At 70.8% G+C, this 20713-nt stretch carries 21 protein-coding genes, 1 tRNA gene and 1 pseudogene; 14 read left to right on the top strand and 9 right to left on the bottom strand.

Translation table 11 applies throughout. From position 1 onward, the window contains the following. Positions 1-33: 33 nt before the first annotated feature. On the top strand, positions 34-411 hold the full coding sequence (trxA, locus tag VFC33_14500; protein HZR14448.1) for a thioredoxin: 378 nt from the start codon (positions 34-36) through the stop codon (positions 409-411). On the opposite strand, the gene VFC33_14495 is transcribed toward trxA, so the two are convergent. From VFC33_14495 to VFC33_14485, 3 genes are all read right to left on the bottom strand, one after another. Next, positions 372-1157, bottom strand: coding sequence for a pyrimidine reductase family protein (locus tag VFC33_14495; protein ID HZR14447.1), 786 nt, complete (start codon positions 1155-1157; stop codon positions 372-374). The genes trxA and VFC33_14495 overlap by 40 nt on opposite strands. A gap of 61 nt (positions 1158-1218) precedes the next feature. Further along, positions 1219-1647 (bottom strand): hypothetical protein, encoded by a 429-nt coding sequence (locus tag VFC33_14490; protein ID HZR14446.1) that lies wholly within the window; start codon positions 1645-1647, stop codon positions 1219-1221. 93 nt (positions 1648-1740) lie between these two features. Beyond that, complete coding sequence (locus tag VFC33_14485) at positions 1741-2022, bottom strand: metal-sensitive transcriptional regulator (protein HZR14445.1); 282 nt, start codon at positions 2020-2022, stop codon at positions 1741-1743. A 67-nt stretch (positions 2023-2089) separates the two neighbouring features. Between VFC33_14485 and VFC33_14480 the strand changes: the two genes are divergently transcribed. Continuing rightward, entirely contained in the window at positions 2090-2536 is a 447-nt protein-coding gene (locus tag VFC33_14480; protein HZR14444.1) for a nitroreductase family deazaflavin-dependent oxidoreductase, read from the top strand. Positions 2537-2945: 409 nt separating this feature from the next. Here the strand turns inward: VFC33_14480 and VFC33_14475 are convergent. Beyond that, positions 2946-3626: pseudogene (locus VFC33_14475) on the bottom strand (GDSL-type esterase/lipase family protein). Between the two features lie 178 nt (positions 3627-3804). Here VFC33_14475 and VFC33_14470 point away from each other — a divergent pair. Next, positions 3805-4365 (top strand): SigE family RNA polymerase sigma factor, encoded by a 561-nt coding sequence (locus tag VFC33_14470; GenBank protein ID HZR14443.1) that lies wholly within the window; start codon positions 3805-3807, stop codon positions 4363-4365. A gap of 201 nt (positions 4366-4566) precedes the next feature. Here the strand turns inward: VFC33_14470 and VFC33_14465 are convergent, their stop codons facing one another. Then, positions 4567-4959, bottom strand: coding sequence for a hypothetical protein (locus tag VFC33_14465; GenBank protein ID HZR14442.1), 393 nt, complete (start codon positions 4957-4959; stop codon positions 4567-4569). Positions 4960-4994: 35 nt separating this feature from the next. After that, entirely contained in the window at positions 4995-5750 is a 756-nt protein-coding gene (locus VFC33_14460) for a 3'(2'),5'-bisphosphate nucleotidase CysQ (GenBank protein HZR14441.1), read from the bottom strand. Positions 5751-5902: 152 nt separating this feature from the next. On the opposite strand from VFC33_14460, the gene VFC33_14455 reads away from it, so the two are divergent. Then, the gene (locus VFC33_14455) at positions 5903-6439 is read left to right on the top strand and encodes a LysM peptidoglycan-binding domain-containing protein (protein HZR14440.1); all 537 of its coding nucleotides are present in this window, start codon (positions 5903-5905) and stop codon (positions 6437-6439) included. Positions 6440-6521: 82 nt separating this feature from the next. After that, a complete protein-coding gene (locus VFC33_14450; GenBank protein ID HZR14439.1) occupies positions 6522-8723 on the top strand; it encodes a molybdopterin-dependent oxidoreductase in 2202 nt (733 codons plus the stop codon). Positions 8724-9125: 402 nt separating this feature from the next. Here the strand turns inward: VFC33_14450 and VFC33_14445 are convergent, their stop codons facing one another. Beyond that, positions 9126-9392: a CsbD family protein gene (locus VFC33_14445; protein HZR14438.1), complete on the bottom strand. Its 267-nt coding sequence runs from the start codon at positions 9390-9392 to the stop codon at positions 9126-9128. A 77-nt stretch (positions 9393-9469) separates the two neighbouring features. Continuing rightward, on the bottom strand, positions 9470-11578 hold the full coding sequence (locus VFC33_14440) for a catalase (GenBank protein ID HZR14437.1): 2109 nt from the start codon (positions 11576-11578) through the stop codon (positions 9470-9472). A 205-nt stretch (positions 11579-11783) separates the two neighbouring features. On the opposite strand from VFC33_14440, the gene VFC33_14435 reads away from it, so the two are divergent. Both VFC33_14435 and VFC33_14430 read left to right on the top strand, forming a co-directional pair. Further along, entirely contained in the window at positions 11784-12140 is a 357-nt protein-coding gene (locus VFC33_14435; protein ID HZR14436.1) for a PRC-barrel domain-containing protein, read from the top strand. A gap of 14 nt (positions 12141-12154) precedes the next feature. Then, entirely contained in the window at positions 12155-12322 is a 168-nt protein-coding gene (locus VFC33_14430; GenBank protein HZR14435.1) for a hypothetical protein, read from the top strand. A gap of 182 nt (positions 12323-12504) precedes the next feature. On the opposite strand, the gene VFC33_14425 is transcribed toward VFC33_14430, so the two are convergent. Beyond that, positions 12505-12588: transfer RNA gene (locus tag VFC33_14425), tRNA-Leu, on the bottom strand. 133 nt (positions 12589-12721) lie between these two features. On the opposite strand from VFC33_14425, the gene VFC33_14420 reads away from it, so the two are divergent. Genes VFC33_14420 through VFC33_14390 form a run of 7 tightly spaced genes read left to right on the top strand, consistent with a single transcriptional unit; the run spans position 12722 to position 20691 of the window. Further along, entirely contained in the window at positions 12722-13375 is a 654-nt protein-coding gene (locus VFC33_14420) for a DUF3662 and FHA domain-containing protein (GenBank protein HZR14434.1), read from the top strand. 12 nt (positions 13376-13387) lie between these two features. Beyond that, positions 13388-13861, top strand: a complete 474-nt coding sequence (locus VFC33_14415; protein ID HZR14433.1) for an FHA domain-containing protein — start codon at positions 13388-13390, stop codon at positions 13859-13861. Beyond that, the gene (locus VFC33_14410; protein ID HZR14432.1) at positions 13858-15183 is read left to right on the top strand and encodes a Stp1/IreP family PP2C-type Ser/Thr phosphatase; all 1326 of its coding nucleotides are present in this window, start codon (positions 13858-13860) and stop codon (positions 15181-15183) included. Before VFC33_14415 ends, VFC33_14410 begins: the two co-directional genes overlap by 4 nt. Beyond that, positions 15180-16508, top strand: a complete 1329-nt coding sequence (locus VFC33_14405; protein HZR14431.1) for a putative peptidoglycan glycosyltransferase FtsW — start codon at positions 15180-15182, stop codon at positions 16506-16508. Before VFC33_14410 ends, VFC33_14405 begins: the two co-directional genes overlap by 4 nt. Continuing rightward, positions 16505-17971, top strand: a complete 1467-nt coding sequence (locus tag VFC33_14400) for a penicillin-binding transpeptidase domain-containing protein (GenBank protein HZR14430.1) — start codon at positions 16505-16507, stop codon at positions 17969-17971. The genes VFC33_14405 and VFC33_14400 overlap by 4 nt, the downstream gene beginning before the upstream one ends. Before the next feature lie 57 nt (positions 17972-18028). Continuing rightward, positions 18029-19921 (top strand): Stk1 family PASTA domain-containing Ser/Thr kinase, encoded by a 1893-nt coding sequence (pknB, locus tag VFC33_14395; protein ID HZR14429.1) that lies wholly within the window; start codon positions 18029-18031, stop codon positions 19919-19921. Next, entirely contained in the window at positions 19918-20691 is a 774-nt protein-coding gene (locus tag VFC33_14390; GenBank protein HZR14428.1) for an A/G-specific adenine glycosylase, read from the top strand. The genes pknB and VFC33_14390 overlap by 4 nt, the downstream gene beginning before the upstream one ends. Positions 20692-20713 lie beyond the last annotated feature (22 nt).

Below are 20713 nucleotides of genomic sequence, written 5' to 3'. Positions count from 1 at the left end.
GAGACACCGCACGCTCACCCACGGAGCCGTCCCATGCCCACCACCGAACTGACCGCCGACACCTTCGAGTCGACGATCGTCGACAACGACATCGTGCTCGTCGACTTCTGGGCGTCGTGGTGCGGGCCGTGCCGGATGTTCGCGCCGGTGTTCGAGGCCGCGTCCGAGAGCAACCCCGACATCGTGTTCGGGAAGGTCGACACCGAGGCGCAACAGGAACTCGCGGCCGCGATGGGGATCTCGTCCATCCCGACGCTGATGGTCTTCCGGGACAAGGTCCTGCTGTTCGCGCAGCCGGGCGCGCTCCCCGGACCCGTCCTCGACGACCTGATCGGTCAGGTGCGCGCGCTCGACATGGACGACGTGCGACGTCAGGCCGAGGAGGCGCGCGCCGCGTCGCGCACGCCCTGACGCAGTCGCATCCGCAGGAACATGAACCCGTCCTCTTCGAGGACGTGACGGATCTCGGGCTCGTACGGCGGGGAGATCACGGGTCCGGCCAGGATGCGCGGCCCCTCGCCGCCGACGATGCGGGGCGAGAGGGTGAGACACAGCTCGTCCACGAGATCGGCGCGTGCGAGCTCACCGTTGATGCCGGGCCCACCCTCGACGAGCACCGCGCGGGCGCCGCGATGCGCGAGGACGCCGAGCGCGGTCGCGAGGTCGACGCGCTGATCGCCCGCGACCACCACGTCCGCGACGTTCGCGACGTCGTCGCGCTGCTCGAGCTGCGTCGCTGCGTCGGTGGTCGTGAGGACGATCGGTCGCGCGCGTGCACCGGTGAAGAACGGCGAGGTCCAGTCGAACTCCGGACGGCCCGTGATCACCGCGATCGGCGGTTGCGGCGACTGGCCCCGTTCGCCTCGGCGACGCTCGTGGTCCTCGTCGAGGCGCGCGGGGCCGTACGCCTCGGAACGCATCGTCGTGGCGCCCACGACGATGACGTCGGCGTGCGAGCGCAGCACCGCGAACACCTTGTGGTCGGGCTCGCCGCCCAGCGGACCCGACCGTCCGTTGACGCTGATCGCCCCGTCGAGGCTCGAGATCATGTTCACGCGCACGTGCGCGGGACCGGCCGGGATGCGCTCGGGCGCGTACATGTCGACGAGCGTGTCGAGATCGACCGTTTCGAGCGGATCCGGGAACAGGCGGCGCATGATTCGAGTAGAGCCGTCTGCGCCGCGCGGCGCGCGGATGGTTGGAGACGCGGGCGCCGCGTCAGGAGCCGGTGGGCACCGTCCACGACGCGCCGACGATGTGGTGGACCGGGATGCCGAACGCGCGTGTCAGGCGGTTCGGGAGGTCCTGACCGATCCAGCGTGACACGCCGGACGGGAGCGTCGACAGGATGACGCCGTCGTAGCGGGCCTCGCGAAGCGCGTCGCGCACGGCGTCGAACGCGCGCTCGTCGCCCACCTCGCCGTCGACGTCGAGCCCGAGCCCACCGAACCAGGCGAGTGCCTCCTCGAGCCGGCGCGACGCGATCGCGCGCGCCTCCCCCTCGGTCCACACGACGTGGTCGTGTGGACGCGTCGCCGGGACCACGACGTGGAACCGGCAGCGTTCGCGCCCGGCACGCGCGCACAGCTCGTCGGCGAGCGCGTTCCCGGCGAGCGTCTGGTTGGCGACGACGAGGTACTGCTGCATCGCACACCTCCCGAGGAAGTCGATGCTCCTCTGGGAGAGCGTACGGCCGCCGGGACCAACCGGATTGCCGTCAGGAGCGGACGAGCCGCGCTGTCAGGAGCGGACGAGCCGCGCGATGGCTGCGGACGCCTCCGCGAGCTTCGCGTCGGCCTCGGCCCCGCCCTCGCCCACGGCCTGCCGGACGCAGTGGTCGAGGTGGTCGTCGAGCAGCTCGAGCGCGACGGCCTGCAGCGCCTTCGTCACCGCCGAGACCTGGGTCAGGACGTCGATGCAGTACTGGTCCTCGTCGACCATGCGCTGCAACCCGCGCACCTGCCCCTCGATCCGGCGCAGCCGCTTGAGGATGGCGTCCTTGTCGTCGGTGTACCCGTGCATTACCGATGCAGTATACCCCATGCCCGTATATCGCCGGTCGTGGTGCGGTCGCGGTAGCGTGGCTCGCATGTCGCTCGACGGTGAGTACGAACCGAGCCCGTGGGAGTGGGTCCGCACTCAGGTGGAGACCTACGAGCGCACGGGCGGGCGTGAGGCGAACACGCTGCTGGACACCGGCCTGCCGATCGTCATCGTCACGACCCGCGGGAAGAGGTCCGGGAAGCTCCGCAAGACCCCGCTGATGCGCGTCGAGCACGACGGCGAGTACGCGCTGGTCGCGTCGATGGGCGGCGCGCCGAAGCACCCGGTCTGGTACCACAACCTCAAGGCCGACCCGGACGCCGTCACGATCCAGGACGGTCCGGAGCCCTTCGACGCGACGGTCCGCGAGGTCACCGGTGAGGAGCGCGACGTGTGGTGGCGCCGCGCGGTCGACGCATACCCGCCGTACGCGGAGTACCAGGAGAAGACGGACCGGACGATCCCGGTGTTCGTCGCGACGCGCCGGAGCTGACCCGCGCCCGCCGCGCGAGCGTGGTACCGAGCACGATCGCCGCGATCGCACCGAGCGCGAGAACGGCCTGCGCACCACCTGTCGAGGGCAGGGTCGGCGCGGGCGACCCTTGGGACGACGGCGGGTCCGTCGCAGGAGGCGGCGCGACGACGTCGTTCCCCCCGGCCGGGCCCAGCACTGGTGGCGTCGCGACACCGTTGTCGATCGCGTGGGGGATCGAACCCAACGGCGGCGTGACGGCGCGCATCGCACCCGCGATCACCGCGTATCCCGTCGCGTTCGCGTCGTCGCCGAGGAAGTCGGGGCCGGTGCTGCTGCACGTCATGTCGAGCCAGTCGCAGACGTCGGCGACGTTGCGCGGGATCGTGCCGTACGGGCGCGTGACCATGGTCGAGAAGTCGTGCGTCTCGAACGCCGCCTCGACGTCGGCGACCGGCACACCGGATGCACCGTAGGCCTGCGCGAGGATCGTGCTGACCTGATCGTCGAGCGGGACCGTCGCGCGCGCGAACGCCTGACCGTCGGGTCCTTCCAGCCAGCGCGCGAGGAACGGGTCGAAGTAGTTCATGCCGACGATCGGCACGCCCGCGCCCGCCGCGTCGCGCAGACCGGTCAGGATGGTCCGCAGGTTCGCGCCGACGGTCGCGAGCCCTCGTTGCAGGCACGCGACGTCGAGACCGTTGAGCCCGCACCCGACGACGTCGTTGCCGCCGATGTCGATCGTCACGACCGCGACGCGCCCGGCGTGCGCGCGCAGGAAGGCCTCGGCGGCCGCGAGCTGGGAGCCCTCGGGGTAGCTGCAGATCCCGCCGTGGAGCATCGTGTCGGTCGTCTCGCTCGCGCAGCCGAAGTCGCGCAACTGCAAGCTCGGGAGCTCGGCCCGGTACGCGGTGAGCAGGTCGTCGGCGTAACCCGTACCGGGCGGCGCGGCGTACCCGGCCGCGAGGGAGTCGCCGACCGCGACGTAGTAGACGGCCTCGGGCGCCGACGACTGCGAGGCTGCCGCCCCGGTCGTCGGGAAAGCAGCCGTCGCGAGCGACGCGGTCGCGACGAGTGCGAGTGCGAGCACCGTCCGCGACGCCCCGTTCATCGCTGCCCCCTCGCCCCCGACGCGGCCGGAGCGGACCCCTGCCCTGTCCGCTCCGGCACCCCTCTCGACGCGCTGGTCGCCCGGAAGGTTCCGCGCGATTCGGGGAACGAGCACGCTCGTTCACGCGTCTCTAGCCTGTGCGGCCGGCAGGACGTTCTTCGAGACGGCAGGGCCGCGCATGGCACTCGAGGACACGGGTTCCGGTGTGCAGGCTGTCGCGCACGAGACCACGACGTCGTTCGTCCAGGCCGGTCCCGACGCGGCGTTCGCCGCGCTCGTCGCGACGTACCACGAGCGTCTCGCGCGCCTCGCGTACCTGTTGTGCAGCGATCGTGAGCAAGCCGAGGACGCGGTGTCCGAGGCGTATGCGAAGGTGTGGCCGCGGTTCCGCAGGGGTCACGTCGAGAACCCGCCGGTGTACCTGCGCACCGCGGTCGTCAACCAAGTGCGCGGCGGGTTGCGACGACGGCTGCTCGAACGTCGCGAGGAGCAACGCCAGCGCGTCGACTGGCGTGAGGGAACGTCGCCGCATCGCAACGTCGAGGAGCGCGAGCTGCTCGAGCCCGCGCTGCGACGGCTCCCCGCGGCACAGCGTGCCGTGATCGTGCTGCGCTTCTACGAGGACATGAGCGAGGAGCAGGTCGCGACACTGCTCGGCGTCCCGACCGGGACCGTGAAGTCGCGTTGCGCACGCGGACTCACGCAACTCCGCGCACTGGTCGGAAGCAGCGATGAGTAGCTTCGAGGACGCCCTGCGCCGCGGGCTCGCGAACGTCGAGCGCGGCTACGTGCCGTCCGACGGTCTCGTTGCGCGGATCGAGCACCGGACCCGCCAACGCGAGGTGCGCCGGCGGGTCGCCGCAGGTGCCGCCGTCGTCGTTGCGGTCGTCGTCGCGGTGTTCGCGATCGGGACGTCGCTCGGGGTGTCGACGTCGTCGCACTACCCCTCCACCGCGCGCGCCGCCGGACCGCACGGGACGACGACGCCACCGAGCGGTAGCCGAGGCGGGGGGCTGAGCCCCGAGCCGGCGAGCACGACCACGGCGAGCGCGAACCCCCGGCGGGCGACGCCGCACTCAGCCGCGCGAGCACGTTCGACACCGTCGACCACCTCGGCGAGCACGCCGAACCTCCAGCCGCAGGCAGCGGGATCGGGGTCTCCCGTGATCACCGACCCGACGCCGCTCGTCATCACGTCACCGGGTGACGGCACGTCGTCGACGACGACCACGACATTCACTCCCCCGACGACCACGCCACCGTCGACCGACACGACGACGACCACGACGACGACGTGTCCGCCGACGACCGACACGACGGCGGGCACGAGCACGACGTCAACGACGGTTCCACACTGCTGAGCGCGGGTTACGACGTCGCTTCGCGCATCGCCGCGATCACGGTCTCCGCGAGCTCGGGCCGGCAGACGAGCAGATCCGGCAGCCACGGATCCGCGCGGTTGTAGACGAGTGGTGCGCCGTCGATGCGCGACACGTGCAGCCCGGCCGCGGCGGCGACCGCAACGGGCGCGGCCGAGTCCCACTCGTACTGACCGCCCGAGTGCGCGTACACGTCAGCGTCGCCGCGCACGACGGCCATCGCCTTGGCGCCCGCGGAGCCCATCGGGACGAGCTCGCCGTCGAGCCGATCGGCCAGGAAGCGCGCGTGCTCGGTGGGACGCGTCCGGCTGACGACCAGACGGACCGGGTGCTCCGGCCGCGGCGGAACGGACGATGGCGACGCAGTCGTGAACGTCACGTCGAGCGCGGGCAGCGCGACCGCGCCCACGACCGCGTGACCGTCCACCGCGAGAGCGACGTGCACGGCCCAGTCGTCACGCGGCGGCTCCGAGAACTCGCGAGTGCCGTCGAGCGGGTCGACGATCCACACACGCCTGCTGTCGAGACGGGCGACGTCGTCAACGGCTTCCTCCGACAGCACCGGATCGTCCGGAAACCGTGCGCGCAGCTCACGCGCGATGAGGTCCTGCGACGCGAGGTCCCCGGCCGCCTTGAGCTCGCCGCCCGTCGCGCCGCTCGCGCGCACGCGCAGGAGCAGTTCACCTGCGGCCGTCGCGATCTCGGCCGCAGCGACATGATCGGCCGTCGTCACGAGGTCGGGCACGGGCGGATCGTAGGCGGGAGGTCGGGCTCACGAACGTGGGTCCGAGGCGTCTGCCCACGCGCGGCGCTCGAACGGACGACCGGTTGCCGCGGTTAGGGTCGCCGGGCATCAGAGCCGTCGTCCGCGTGATCGTCGTCGTGGCGTGCGTGGCGATGCCGACCGGCTGTGCCACCGGCGCGCACTCCGCGCGGCGCGCCCGTACGCACCGGCCGGCGACGACCACGACGACACGACCGACGACGACCACGACGGCCCCGCTCATCAGCTACCGCGTGCAGCGCGGCGACACGCTGACGAGCGTTGCGAAGCGCTTCCGGACGTCGCCGGCGACGATCATCTTCCTGAACCGTCTCGCGGATCCGAACCACCTGACCGAGGGCCAGACGCTCCTGATCCCGCCGCCGGCTGCGCTCGCGCTCCGTGTGACACCGGCGCAGGGGCACGTCGGTGAGGGATTCCAGCTCGACCTCACCGGCGCGAAGCCGGCCGAGGCCGTCGTCTTCGAGATCGACTCGCCCGCGGGCAAGTACACCGGCCATCCGCACCTCGCGGCGGACGACGGCTCGGTGACCGCGACCTACATACCGTCCGTCGGCGACCCCGTCGGGACGTACCAGGTGATCGCGACCGGGAACCTGGGCACGACCGCGCGGGCGAGCTTCCGCGTGGTCGCGGGCGCGCAGGGTTGATTCGCGTGACTCGCGAGTAGTTGATGGTCCGGCGGCCAGGCGGCACGCTGTGCGGGATTCGCGCCGCCAGCTACGAGGTCGCATGACGATCACGAAGACCAGCACCTGTCGGCTGTGCACTGCCATGTGCCCGATCGTCGTGACGATCGAGGACGGGCGAGCTGTCGCGGTGCACGGTGATCGCGACGCGCCGCTGTTCGAGGGCTACACCTGCCCGAAGGGTCGGGCCCTCCCCGAGATCCACGCGAACCCGGAGCGGTTGCTGCACAGTCTGCGGCGTCGTCCCGACGGATCCCACGAGCCGATCGGAAGCGTCGAGGTCGTGGACGAGATCGCCGATCGGATCCGCGACGTCGTCGAACGCCACGGCCCCAACGCGGTCGCGATCTACATCGGGACGTCGAGCGCCGCGTATCCCGCGTTCGGTTCCATCGCGGCGTCGTTCCTCACCGCGCTCGGCAGCAAGATGGTCTTCTCGGCCGCGTCGATCGACCAGCCCGGGACGCGCATCGCCGACGCGATGCACGGTCTGTGGCTCGGCGGCCGGACTCCGTTCGACGACGTCGACGCGTTCCTCTTCGCAGGGACCAACCCCGTCATCTCGAAGCAGTTCCTCGCCGAGAATCCCGCGCGGCGTCTGGCGCGCGCGGTCGAGCGCGGCACCAAGATCGTCGTCATCGATCCTCGGCGAACCGAGACGGCCCGGTGGGCGCACGTCCACCTGCAGGCGCGGCCCGGACAGGACGCCCTCGTCGTCGCCGGGCTCCTCCATGTCATCGTGCGCGAGGGGCTGGTCGACCACGACTTCATCCGGCGGCACGTCGAAGGTGTCGAGCGGCTCGAGGCTGCCGTCGCGCCGTTCACGCCGGAGCTCGTGGCCCGGCACGCCGACGTGTCGATCGACGACCTGGTTGAGGCGGCCCGCACACTCGGTACCGCGCGTCGTGGCGGCGCCGGCGGCGGCACCGGGATCAGCATGACCAGCTGCACCAGCGTCGTGTCGTATCTGCTGCTGTGCCTGATGTCGGTGCGAGGTTGGTGGGCCCGTGAGGGCGATCGCATCGAACGGCCGAACGTCCTGATGCCCCCGAACCGCGCCAAGGCCCAGGCGCGCCGGCCCTATCGCGCGTTGGGCTTCGGGCAGAAGATGCGCGTGCGCGGGCTCGAGCAGACGAACGGCGGGCTGCCGACCGCAGCACTGGCCGACGAGATCCTGCTTCCCGGTGACGGACAGATCCGCGCGCTGCTCAACGTCGGCGGGAGCCCGATGATGGCCTGGCCCGACCAACGCAGAACCCACGAAGCACTGCAATCGCTCGAGCTGTTCGTGACGACCGACGTCGAGTACTCACCCACCGCCCGTATGGCCGACTACGTGGTCGCGACCAAGATGACGTTCGAGACGCCGTCCATGACCCAGGTGACCGAGGTCATCAAGTACTTCCATCCGGGCTACGGCTTTCGCGCGCCGTACGCCCAGTACACGCCGGCGCTCGTCGACCCGCCTGCGGGCTCCGACCTCATCGAGGACTGGCAGCTGTACTACCGGGTCGCGCAGCGTCTCGGACTCGCGCTCAACGTCGTCAACGTCTTCGGCCGCATCGGAGCCCACCTCGAGGCCCCCATCCAGGTGGTGCCGCTCGACATGGAGAACGAGCCGACCACCGACGACCTCTACGAGATCATGTGTCGCGGCTCCCATGTCCCGCTCGACGAGGTCAAGCGTCATCCCCACGGTCACCTGTTCGACGAGCTCCTCGACCAGCGCGTCGGCCCGGGCGACCCCGACTGCGAGGACCGGCTCGACGTCGGCAACGCCGACATGCTCGCCGAGCTCGGCGAGATCCTGGAGCGAGCGCGCACGGTACGCGTCGACGACGAGCGACCGTTCCTGCTGGTTCCCCGGCGCGAGAACCGGGTGATCAACTCGACCGGCCGCACGATCCCGGGACTCATGCGGGGCCGCAGCTACAACCCCGCCTTCATGCACCCCGACGATCTGTCCCGCCTCGGCATCCGGGCCGGTCAGGTGGTGGAGATCCGGTCCGAGTACGACGCCATCGCGAGCGTCGCCCAGGCCGACGCCGACCTGCGCCCCGGCGTGGTCTCGATCAGTCACAACTTCGGCGGCAACCCCGGTGACGACGAGGACCCGCGCGTGGACGGCGGGAACACCAACCGCCTGTTCCGCAACGACGTCGAGTACGACCGGTACACCGGCATCCCGAGGATGGGCGCCCTTCCCGTGGCCGTCGTGCCGGTCGCGTCGACCGCACCGCGCTGACGCGGCCCATCCCGCGCGTTCGCCGCTCGGTCAGGCGTTGCGTCGACGGGATCGCCGAGATGTCGGCAAGCGGTCGCGTGGTGAGTGGAGTGCGCACGCAAGCCGTCGCGCCTGGCCACGGCCCAAGTTCGGGCACAGCCGGTGGCGCCGTTCCCCACGCTCCCCGTCGCCAGTTCCCAGCGCGCGTCCGCGCGGCGTCGACGATCCGACGACCCGCGCGCCCGGCGAGCGCGCCACTGGGCGAGACGCGACCGAGCCGAGAAGGCGGAGCGCGTCATCCGGCCAGTCGTGTATCACGTTCACCAGCAAGTCGGCCGTTGCCCGGCCGGAAGGTGCGGTCACGGCACGTCGCGGCGACCCACGCGGTGCACCCGAACGCCGAACCGCTCGGCACTGCGCGCGCTACTGGTTGGCGCGCTGCTCCGCTTCCTTGGCCTCCGCCTTGGCACGGGCCTTCTCGGCGGCGGCCTCCTTGCTCGCCACCTCGCGTTCGGCGGCCGCCTTCTCCTGCTGCGCGCTGCCTTCGTTCTTCAGCCTGTCGTTGCCGGTCAGCGTGCCCGCCGCTTCTTTCGCCCGGCCCTTGACGTCTTCCACGATCCCTTTGGCGCCGGCCTCAGGGCCGGTGTCCTTGCTCGGCACGTCGTACCTCCGTCGTCGGTCGTTGCTCATCGCGTACGCGTGAACCTGCCCACGGATCGGCCGCGCGAACCGCGGCGGTCCGACGCGCCGGGGTACCGCGGCTCACCTCAGGGCTGGTCGACCAGCCCCTCGCGGTCCCAGTAGCGAAGCTGCCGACACCGCGCAACGAACGACGGAGCACGGCCAGGGCCGTCGAGCGCGACGATTCCGTCGTCCGCCGCCGGATCCACGCCCGCGGCGACGAGCAACGGCGCCGCGTCCGGCGCGTAGCCGATGAACTTGCAGTGCGCGAACGCGTCCGACAGGAAGTCCTTCGACGTCGCGTCGCCCGCAAGCTGATCGGCGCCATCTCGCGAGACCAGGACGGCGACCGCGTCGTAGAGGACCGACGGTCCGCCGTCGATGTTCTGCTTCGCGGGGAGGCGCTTCCCGTCACTGGTCGTGAAACCTTCGACCTTCGGCGCGACGAGCTCGAGCGTGGCGCCTTCCTGTTCCACGGCTTCGACGAGCGCTCCGAGGAGCGCGTCGTCGACCCCGTCGCTCACGAGCGCGCCGACCTTGCGACCCGTGAACGACTCGGGCCCGTTGCCCACGATGCTGAGCGGCGGCGACCCAGGCAGGTCCATGATCGGCTCGCGTGCCGGCGACGACCGTTTCGGCAGCTCGGCGAGCCCGAGACCGTCCGCGATCGCGGTCGCGAGCTTCTCGTCGACGTTGCGGAGGTTCGCGACCATCCGATGCCGAATGGCCGACGTCTCCACCTTGCTCAACTCGAACACGAACGCGTCGACGATGTGCCTCTGCTCGATCGGAGTCTGACTCGTGTAGAACTGGCGGGCCTGGCTGTAGTGGTCGGCGAAGCTCTCGGGACGGAGCCGTCGCTTCTCGCCGCGCTCGACGGACGGGCAGGTCCGGTAACCGGAGATCGGGTCCTCCCGCGGGCCGCCCTCCTCGCCCGCCCACGAGTTCGGCTCGTAGTTCGCCCGGCGCGTCGGGTTCACGGTCGTCATGTGCCCGTCCTGTTGCAGCGTGGCGAACGGGCACTTCGGCGCGTTGACGGGCAGGTGCATGAAGTTCGGGCTGCCGAGACGCTTGAGCTGCGTGTCGAGGTACGAGAAGTTACGTCCTTGCAGCAGGGGGTCGTTCGTGAAGTCGACGCCCGGGATCACGTTCTGGGTGCAGAACGCGACCTGCTCGGTCTCCGCGAAGAAGTTGTCGACGACGCGGTCGAGGACGAGCCGACCGACGCGCCGGACCGGTACCTGCTCCTCGGGAATGATCTTCGTCGCGTCGAGCACGTCGAACTCGAACCGTTCCGCGAAGTCGTCGTCGAAGAGCTGCAGGCCGAGCTCCCATTCGGGATACGCGCCCGACCGGATCGCGTCCCACAGGTCGCGCCGGTGGAAGTCGGGGTCGGCGCCGTTGATCTTCACGGCCTCGTTCCATGCGACCGACTGGAGACCGAGCTTGGGCTTCCAATGGAACTTCACGAACGTCGCGGTGCCCTGCGCGTTGACGAACCGGAACGTGTGGACGCCGAAGCCCTCCATGAATCGGAACGACCTCGGGATCGCACGATCCGACATGATCCACATGAGCATCGCCGTCGACTCGGGCATGAGCGACGCGAAGTCCCAGAAGTTGTCGTGGGCGGTCTGCGCCTGCGGGAAGCCGCGATCCGGCTCCTGCTTGGCGGCGTGGACGAGGTCGGGGAACTTCATCGCGTCTTGGATGAAGAAGATCGGGATGTTGTTGCCGACGATGTCCCAGTTCCCCTCGCGCGTGTAGAGCTTCACCGCGAAGCCGCGTACGTCGCGCGCGAGGTCCGACGAGCCCTTGTTCCCGGCGACGGTCGAGAACCGCACGAACGCCGACGTGCGCAACCCTGCCTCCTGGAACGGGTCGGCGCGCGTGATGTCGGCCAGCGACTCGTAGTTCTCGAAGTAACCGTGCGCGCCGAACCCGCGTGCGTGCACGACACGCTCCGGGATGCGCTCGTGATCGAAGTGGAACAACTTCTCGCGAAAGTGGAAGCCCTCGAGCGCATCCGGACCGCGCTCGCCGACCCGGAGGGTGTTCTGGTCATCAGCGACCGGTACGCCCTGCTGCGTGGTCAGCCGCGGGCGATCGTCACCGGCGACCTGATGGGTCTCACCACCGCTCCCGCGCTCGACCCGCGTCTCGCCGTACGTCACTTCGTCGCGTTGGTCAGGCATGGCTGTCGTCTCCCGCGGCTCGATTCGGCGTGTGCGCTCGTTACCCGAGCCGCTACACCGAGAATCCCTGGCCGACAGCGCGTGATCCCGGCCGGGTCCTGGGCGCCGGCCGCTGGCGCGGGCGGACGGTTCGTGTCGCGCGGCGTGCCGCTGGGTAGGTGCGCTTGCGAAGAGTGGATGCCACAGCCACACCGGAGGCACCACGTTGTTCGAGGCCGAGAACATCCGTGATTGGCGCGACCGCGACGTGCTCGATCCCGACGGTCACAAGATCGGTGAGCTCGAAGCGGTCTATGTCGACACCACTACCGACGAACCGGCGTTCGCGACCGTGAAGGTCGGCATGATCGGCCGCCACCGTCTGGCGTTCGTGCCGCTCGCGGGCACGAGCGTGGGGCCCGGGTGGATTCGCGTCGCCTACCACAAGAAACAGGTGAAGGACGCACCCACGATCGATATGGACGGCGAACTGCCGGCCGGAGACGAGGCTGCTGTCTTCGCGCACTACGCGCTGCCCTACGCACCGGGAGCCGCGGGTGAACGCAAGCTCGCCCGCCGGTAACGGAGGTTGAGATCGTGGTCCTGTTCCTCCTGATCATCATCGCCGCGATCGCGCTCGGCATCATCGGAGCGGTCGTCAAAGGACTGCTGTACCTGTTGGCGATCGGCGTCATCATCTTCCTCCTCGCCTTCATATTCCTCGGCGCGCACATCAGGCACCGGTTCCGGCGCCCCGCGCGCTGACGGCCGCGGCGAGATCCGGCTGCGCGCGGGTGGAAGATGCAGACCCGCCGGTGAACCCCTGGGCGAGGACGCAGAGCCGTGATCCTCGTCCTCGCGTCGGGTTCGGGTGGCTGCGTTGTCGGTTGGGGCGCCGACCAGCGTTGCATTCGACGGAATCGCCGAGATGTGTCGGCAACCCTGTGTGGGCGAGGGGGGACTTGAACCCCCACATCCTTTCGGACACAGGAACCTGAATCCTGCGCGTCTGCCAATTCCGCCACTCGCCCGTGGCACGCGTGGACGTCACCGCGTGACGCCACGCACCGGGTCGACGAGGTTAGCAAGGGCCTTCCTCGCTGCTCACCGTGGTGGCGGGCGTGCCACAGGGACCGCGGCGGGGCGCCGGTACACTCCCCCGCGATGGGACTCCAGCGGTTCGAGCGACGGCTCGAACGGCTCGTGGAAGGTACCTTCGCCAAGGCGTTCCGGAGTGGCCTGCAGCCCGTGGAGATCGCTCGTCGCATGGTCCGCGAGCTCGACACGAACCGGACGATCGGGGTGCGCGGCACCGTCGCGCCCAACGACGTGACCGTGTACCTCGCCCCCGAGGACTACGACCAGTTCGAATCGTTCACCGACTCGCTCACACGCGAGCTCGAGGATGCCGCCCGCGAGCACGCGCACGACGAGGGTTACCACTTCCTCGGCCCCGTCCACGTGGACCTCGTCGTCGACGACCACCTGCGGCGCGGCGAGCTGGACGTGCACGCCGTCATCAAGGAGGGTCCGCAGGGTCGGGTCGGATCCCTGGTGCTGCCGGACGGGCGGCGCATCCCGCTGTCCGAGGAACCAGCCGTCATCGGGCGCCTCTCGGACTGCACGGTCCCGATCTCAGATCCGCAGGTCTCGCGCCGTCACGCCGAGATCCGGGCGGACATCGAGGGCTACGTCGTCCACGACCTCGGCTCGCTCAACGGCACGACGGTCAACGGTGAGCCGGTTGGTGAGCGCCTGCTCGCGGACGGTGACGTGATCGGCGTCGGACCGGCGAAGATTCGGTTCGAGGCCTCGTAGAGCGGGACTTGTATGAGCACCGAGAGCCTGCTCACCGTCCTGAAGTTCTGCTTCCTCGCGCTCCTCTACCTCTTCCTCGCCCGCGTCGTGCGAGTCGTCGTCGCCGAGCTGCGCGCGGACCGCGTCGTCGTCGAGCCACCGGTCAAGCCGGCCGAGACGGCGCGCGCCCAGCCGCCGCGCAAGGAACGCCGGCGCGCACCGGTGTTGCACATCCTCGAACCTGCGACGCGCGCCGGTGAGGTGTTCCCGCTCGACGGCGAGATCACCGTCGGTCGCGGCGGCGGGTGCCAGGTCGTGCTGGCCGACGACACGTTCGTCTCGCAGGTGCACGCGCGCGTGTTCACGCGCGACGGCCGCGCGTACGTCGAGGACCTCGGCTCGCGCAACGGGACGTTCGTCAACGGCAAGCGCATCGACGTCGCGACGCGTCTGCGACGCGGCGACCGCGTGCAGTTCGGGCAGACGGTGGCCGAGGTCGGGGCATGAGGCTCGTGGCCGGGGCGGCCACCGACGTCGGGCGAGTCCGCCAGGGCAAGCCCAACGAGGACGCCGTCCTCGTCGACGACCGTCTGCATCTCTTCGCGGTCGCCGACGGCATGGGCGGCCACCGAGCCGGCGAGGTCGCGAGCGCGACCGCGCTCGAGGCGTTGCGGGCCGCGATCGCGTCCGGCCGCCCGGTTCCCGACGCGATCGCGAGCGCGAACAGCGCCGTGTTCTCGAAGGCGTTCGACGATCCCGAGCTGCGCGGGATGGGCACGACGATCACGGTCGCGGTCGCGGGCGACGGGCAGGCGATCGTCGTCGGCCACGTCGGCGACTCGCGCGCGTACCACCTGCACGACGGCGAGCTCGTGCAGATCACCGAGGACCACAGCCTCGTCGAGGAGCTCGTGCGCGAGGGTCGCCTGACGCCCGAGCAGGCGAGCGTGCACCCGCAACGGTCGATCATCACGCGCGCGCTCGGCGTCGACGAGCAGGTGCAGGTGGACGTCTACGACGTCGACCTCGCGACCGGCGACCGCGTCCTGCTGTGCTCGGACGGGTTGACGTCGATGGTCCGGCCCAACGACATCGCGCGCATCCTCCGGCGCGAGGACGACCCGACGCGCGCGGCCGAGGCACTCGTCGACGCCGCGAACGCAGCCGGCGGCGAGGACAACGTCACCGCCGTCGTCCTCGCGGCGAGCGACGACGCCCCCGCGGAGGAGGGCGCGGCGGTCGCGACCGACACGCCCGCCGCGACGACTGCCGCGGCACCGGAGGACATCACGCGCGCGACACCTGCGTCCGCGCCCGACGCGGTCGACACCGGGGTGGTGTCCGTCGTCGACGCGGTCGGCGCGCACGAACCTCGCGCGGACGACGCGCTGCCCGACGAACCGCTCCCCGAGCCGATCCGCCTCGCGCCGAAGGGCACCGCGAGACGCATCCTCCGCGTCGTCCTGTGGCTGCTGCCCGTGCTCGTCGTCATCGCCGTCGCGATCGGCGCGGTCGGCTGGTACGCGCGCAAGGCGTTCTTCGTCGCCTTCGACAACGGGCGCGTCACGCTGTTCCAGGGCCGGCCGGGCGGCGTGCTCGGGTTCAACCCGACCGTGAAGCAGCGCACGAAGCTGACGGCGAACGACCTCTCACCCGCGGACCGCGCCGACGTCAGCGCCAAGAAGAGGTTCACGGACGAGGCGAAGGCGAAGCGCTACGTCGCCGCGCTGAAGTCCAAGGCCGCCGAGCGCGCCGCGGTCGCGGCGACGACCACGACGACGAGCGCGCCCACGGTCCCGACCGCGCCGCTCAACCCGTCGGGCCCGTGAAGTCGCTCGTCGCACGCCGGCGCCGCACCACGGAGCTCGGGCTCGGACTGCTCGCGGTCATCATCGGCGTCGCCGGCTACCTGCTCGTCGAGCTGTCCCAGAAGCTGACGCTGCCACCCGATCTCTGGGTGCTCCTCGCCGTCGTCATCGGCCTGTTCGCCGTCGCGCACCTCGCGGTGCGGGCGTTCGCACCGCGGGCGGACGCGACGCTCCTCCCGCTCGTCGCCCTGTTGAACGGCATCGGGTTCGTGATGATCTCGCGGCTCGACAAGGGCCTCGCGCGGACGCAGTCCGTGTGGACGGCCGTCGCCATCGCCGCGTTCGTCGCGACGCTGGTGATCGTGCGGCGCGTCCGCGTCCTCGAGCAGTACCGGTACACGTTCGCGTTCCTCGGCATCGCGTTCCTGCTGCTGCCGCTCGCACCGGGCATCGGTCGCGAAGTGAACGGCGCGCGCCTGTGGGCTCGCGTCGGGCCGGTCACGTTCCAGCCCGGCGAGATCGCCAAGGTGCTGTTCGTCGTGTTCTTCGCGGCGTACCTCGTCGAGAAGCGCGAGCTGCTGAGCTCCGGGAGTCGCCGCATCGGGCGGATGATGCTCCCCGACCCGAAGCACCTCGGCCCGCTGGTCCTCGCGTGGGCGGTCGCGATCCTCCTCATGACGGGGGGCAAGGACCTCGGTTCGTCACTGCTGTTCTTCGCGCTGTTCACCGCGATGCTGTACATCGCGACGGCGCGGTCCGCTTACCTCGTCGCGGCGCTCGTGCTGTTCGTCGGCGCGTCCGTCGTGGCGTACAACATGTTCAGCCACGTGACGGTGCGCGTCTCGACGTGGATCAACCCGTGGCCCACGTCGCAGGGCAAGGGCTACCAGCTCGTGCAGTCGCTGTTCGCGTTCGGCAGCGGCGGGTTCGCGGGGACGGGCCTCGGGCTCGGCAGCCCGCAGAAGATCCCCAACGCGTCGACCGACTTCATCTTCTCGGCGATCGGCGAGGAGCTCGGGCTCATCGGCACGATCGCCGTCGTCATCGCGTTCCTGCTCCTCGTGGGCACCGGGTTCCGCATCGCGCGCCAGACCGACCGGCCGTTCTCGAAGCTGTTCGCCGCGGGCCTGTCGGTGATCCTCGGCGTGCAGATGTTCGTGATCGTCGGCGGCGTGAGCCGGCTGATCCCGCTGACCGGCATCACCTTGCCGTTCATCTCCTACGGCGGGTCGTCGCTCGTCGCGAACTGGGTCATCATCGCCCTGCTGCTGCGAATATCCGACGAGACGGTCGCCGAGGCGGAGGCGGCCGCCAACACGCGCGCCGTTCCGGTGGCGGTGCCGTGAACCGGACGATCCGTCAGGTCGGCATCGTCATCGTGGTGCTGCTGCTCGCGCTCGTCGCCAACCTGACCTACTACCAGGTCGTCGACGCGAAGAAGCTCGCCGACGACCCGCGCAACGTGCGTCGTCTCGTGCGCGACTACTCGAAGCCGCGCGGCGACATCCGCACCGCCGACGGTCAGGTCGTCGCCCGCTCCGTTCCGTCCAACGACCTGTTCAAGCTCCAGCGCGAGTACCCGCTGGGATCGCTGTTCTCGCAGGTCGTCGGCTACCAGTCCTTCGTCGTCGGCAACACCGGGGTCGAGGCGACGTACAACGACGAGCTGGTCGGTCGCGACTTCGGCGTGTCCCTCAAGAACTTCGCCGGGATCCTGTCCAACAAGGACCAGTTCGGATCGGTGGTGCTCACCCTGCGCGCCGACGCGCAGGAGACAGCACGCGCCGCGCTCGGGAACCAGCGCGGCTCCGTCGTCGCGCTCGACCCGCGCACCGGCGCCATCCTCGCCATGTACTCGAACCCGTCGTTCGACCCGCAGCCGCTCGCCGCGCACAACGGCGCCACGGTGAACGCGTACTACACCGCGCTGAACAACGACCCGACGCGTCCCAACCTCGCCCGCTCGTACCGCGAGATCTACGCGCCGGGCTCGACGTTCAAGGTCGTCACGACGAGCGTCGGGCTCGAGACGGGAACCGTCACGCCCGACACACCGTTCCCCAGCGTGACGCAGATCCCCCTCCCGGATTCGAACAAGACGCTGTCGAACTTCGGCAACGAGAATTGCGGCGGCACGCTCTCGCAGAGCTTCACCGTGTCGTGCAACACGACGTTCGCGCGCGTCGGAATCGAGCTGGGCGACAAGTTCCCGCCGGGCATGCATCAGTTCGGCATCGGCGAGACGCCACCACTCGACGTCGCGCCGGGTGCGGTGTCGTCGATCGACATGGACAACCGGCCGTTCGCGCAGAACCAGGCCTTCTACGGTCTCGCCGGGATCGGGCAGGGGTTCATCGCGGTGACGCCGCTGCAGATGGCGCTCGTCGCGGCCGGCATCGCGAACCACGGCGTGATCATGCAGCCGCACGTCATGTCCGAGATCCTCGACGCGCAGGGTGGCGTCGTGCGGAAGTACCAGCCGAAGGCGTGGAAGACCGCGACCACGCCCGACGTGACCGCGCAGGTCACGACGATGATGGAGAGCGTCGTGAGCTCGCCGAACGGCACGGGCACACCCGCGCAGATCCCGGGCGTCACCGTCGCCGGCAAGACGGGTACCGCGCAGGTGCAGGGCCAGCCCGAGCCGAACGCGTGGTTCATCGCGTTCGCGCCGGCCGAGGCGCCGCGCGTAGCGGTCGCGGTGCTCGTCGTCGAAGGTGGCAACAGCGGCAGTGACGCGACGGGCGGTCGGGTCGCGGCGCCGATCGCGCGCCAGATGCTGCAGAAGCTGCTGCAGCCGGCGGGGTGACGACCACGATGCGTGTCCGCCTCCGCCCGACGGACGACCGGTAGGGTTTCGCAGCGAATGGCGACGGCCCCGCGCTCCTTCTCCAACCGCTACGAGATCGTCCGCACGATCGCCCGCGGTGGGATGGCGGACGTCTACCTGGCGCGCGACCAGCTCCTCGACCGCCCGGTCGCGGTCAAGGTGCTGTTCCCCGAGTTCGCGCGCGACCCGAGCTTCGTCGAGCGGTTCCGGCGCGAGGCGCAGGCCGCCGCGAACCTCAGCCACCCGAACATCGTCGCGATCTACGACTGGGGCCAGGAAGACGACACGTACTTCATCGTCATGGAGTACGTCGACGGTCAGAGCCTCCGTGAGGTCCTGCGCTCGCGCGGGAAGCTGCCCGTGCACGAGTCCGTGCAGATCGCGGCCGAGATCGCGGGCGCGCTCGCCTACGCGAACCGGAGCGGTGTCGTCCACCGCGACGTGAAGCCCGGCAACGTGCTCATCACGCCGGGTGGCGTCGTGAAGGTCACCGACTTCGGCATCGCGCGCGCAGGCACCAGCGAGGCGCTCACGCAGACCGGTTCGGTCATGGGGACGGCGACGTACTTCTCGCCCGAGCAGGCGCAGGGTCTGCCGGTCGACGGCCGCTCCGACGTCTACTCGCTCGGCGTCGTGCTCTACGAGATGCTGACGGGTGCTCCGCCGTTCTCGGGCGACACACCGATCGCGGTCGCGTACAAGCACGTGCGCGAGGAGCCGTCCGCGCCGTCGCGCCAGGTGCCCGGCCTGTCGCCCGACCTCGAGCGGATCGTGCTCACCGCGATGGCGAAGGATCCCGACTCGCGGTACCAGTCCGCGGACGACCTGCGCACCGACCTCCTGCGGTTCCTGCGCGGTCAACCACCGATCGCGGCACCCGTCACCGCGGAGATCGCCGCGATCACGGGCGACTACACGGCCGCGCAGCCGACGGTGGCCGCACCGGCGGTGCCGCCGACGGCGACCGGGCGCGTCACGCAGACCGAGGAGCGCCGGTCGCGCCGCGGTCCGATCATCGCGGTGATCGCGTTGCTCGTCGTCATCGCCGCGGTCGTCGCCGCGCTGCTGCTCACCAGAGGCGGGAGCGGACCGAAGGTGACGGTGCCGAACGTCGTCGGCCAGCAGGAGGCCGCGGCGCGCACGACGCTCGAGAACGCCGGCTTCAAGGTGAAGGTCGACCACGTCGCGAACGCGGCCGCGACGGGCACGGTGCTGTCGCAGGACCCCGCCGCCGCGAGCAGGGCCGGCAAGGGCAGCACCGTGACGCTGCAGGTGAGCAACGGCCCCGGGACGGTGACCGTGCCCGACGTGACCGGCCTGCCGTTCACCGACGCCAACAACCAGCTGACCGCGCTCGGGCTCAAGGTGTCGCCGCAGGGCCAGCCGAGCGAGAGCGTGCAGAAGGGCTCGGTGATCAGCACCGACCCGCCCGCGCTGGCGAAGGTCGACAAGGGCTCGACGGTGACGGTCGTCGTGTCGTCCGGCCCCGCCGCGACTCGCATCCCCGACGTCAGCGGCAACGACCCCGCCACCGCGGCACAGACGCTGAACAGCGCGGGCTTCCGCGTCGGGCGCACGATCAGTCAGGCGAGCAACTCCGTGCCGGCCGGCACCGTGATCGGGACGGATCCGAGTGCGGGGAGCCAGGCCGCGCAGGGTTCGACGGTCCGGTTGATCGTGTCGACCGGCCCGCAGACCACGACCGTGCCGAATGTGCTCGGTCAGACGCAGTCGGACGCGACCGCGGCGCTCACCGGCGCGGGGTTCCAGGTGTCGGTGCTCACGCAGCCGTCGACACCGGCGAACAACGGCCGCGTCATCGCGCAGAGCCCGCTGCCGAACGCGTCCGCGCCGCAAGGCTCGACAGTGACGATCACGGTCGGGCAGGCGACCTCGACGACGACCGCGGGCACGACCACCACGTCGTGACGAGCCTCCGCGCGTGGTACCGCGCGCACGGCCGTCACGGCCTGCCGTGGCGAGCGACGCGCGACCGCTGGGCGATCCTCGTCAGCGAGGTCATGCTCCACCAGACGCAGGTGCCGCGCGTCTGCGCGGCGTGGGACGCGTTCATCACCCGCTTCCCGACGCCCGCGGCGATGGCCGACGCCGGGCCGGGCGCGGTGATCGAGGCGTGGGGTCGCCTCGGCTACCCGCGACGCGCGCGGCGGTTGTGGGAGGCCGCGACGGTGATCGACGTACACGGTTGGCCCGACGACCTCGCGTCGCTCCCCGGCGTCGGTCGCTACACCGCGAACGCGGTGCTCGCCCAGGCGGAGGACGTCGACGTGCCCGCGGTCGAGGTGAACGTGCGACGCGTCGTCGAACGCGTGCGAGGTGCGCGGCTCACGACGCGTGACGCGGAGCGCGCGGCCGTCGAGATCGGCGCGCCGCTGCGCGGGCGCGATCGGCTCCTCGCGCTGATGGACGTCGGCGCGCTGCTGTGTCGCCCGCGCGAGCCGCGGTGTGACGCGTGCCCGCTGCGCGGACGCTGTGCCGCGCGCGGGCCCGTCGACGGCGAGACGCGGGCATCCCGCCAACCCGCGTTCGCGGGCTCGTTCCGTGAACGACGCGGCACGGTGCTCGCCGCGTTGCGCCGCGCACCGAGCGCACTCGCCGGGCTGGACGCCGACGCGCTCGCGTCACTCGTCGACGACGGCCTCGCGGTCGTCGACGGCGATCTCGCGCGCCTGCCCTGATCCCTCCCGTCCCACCCGACCG

It is taken from the genome of Acidimicrobiia bacterium (assembly GCA_035651955.1).
Lineage (GTDB): Bacteria > Actinomycetota > Acidimicrobiia > IMCC26256 > JAMXLJ01 > JAMXLJ01.
This window is presented reverse-complemented; position numbering and strand designations above follow the sequence as displayed.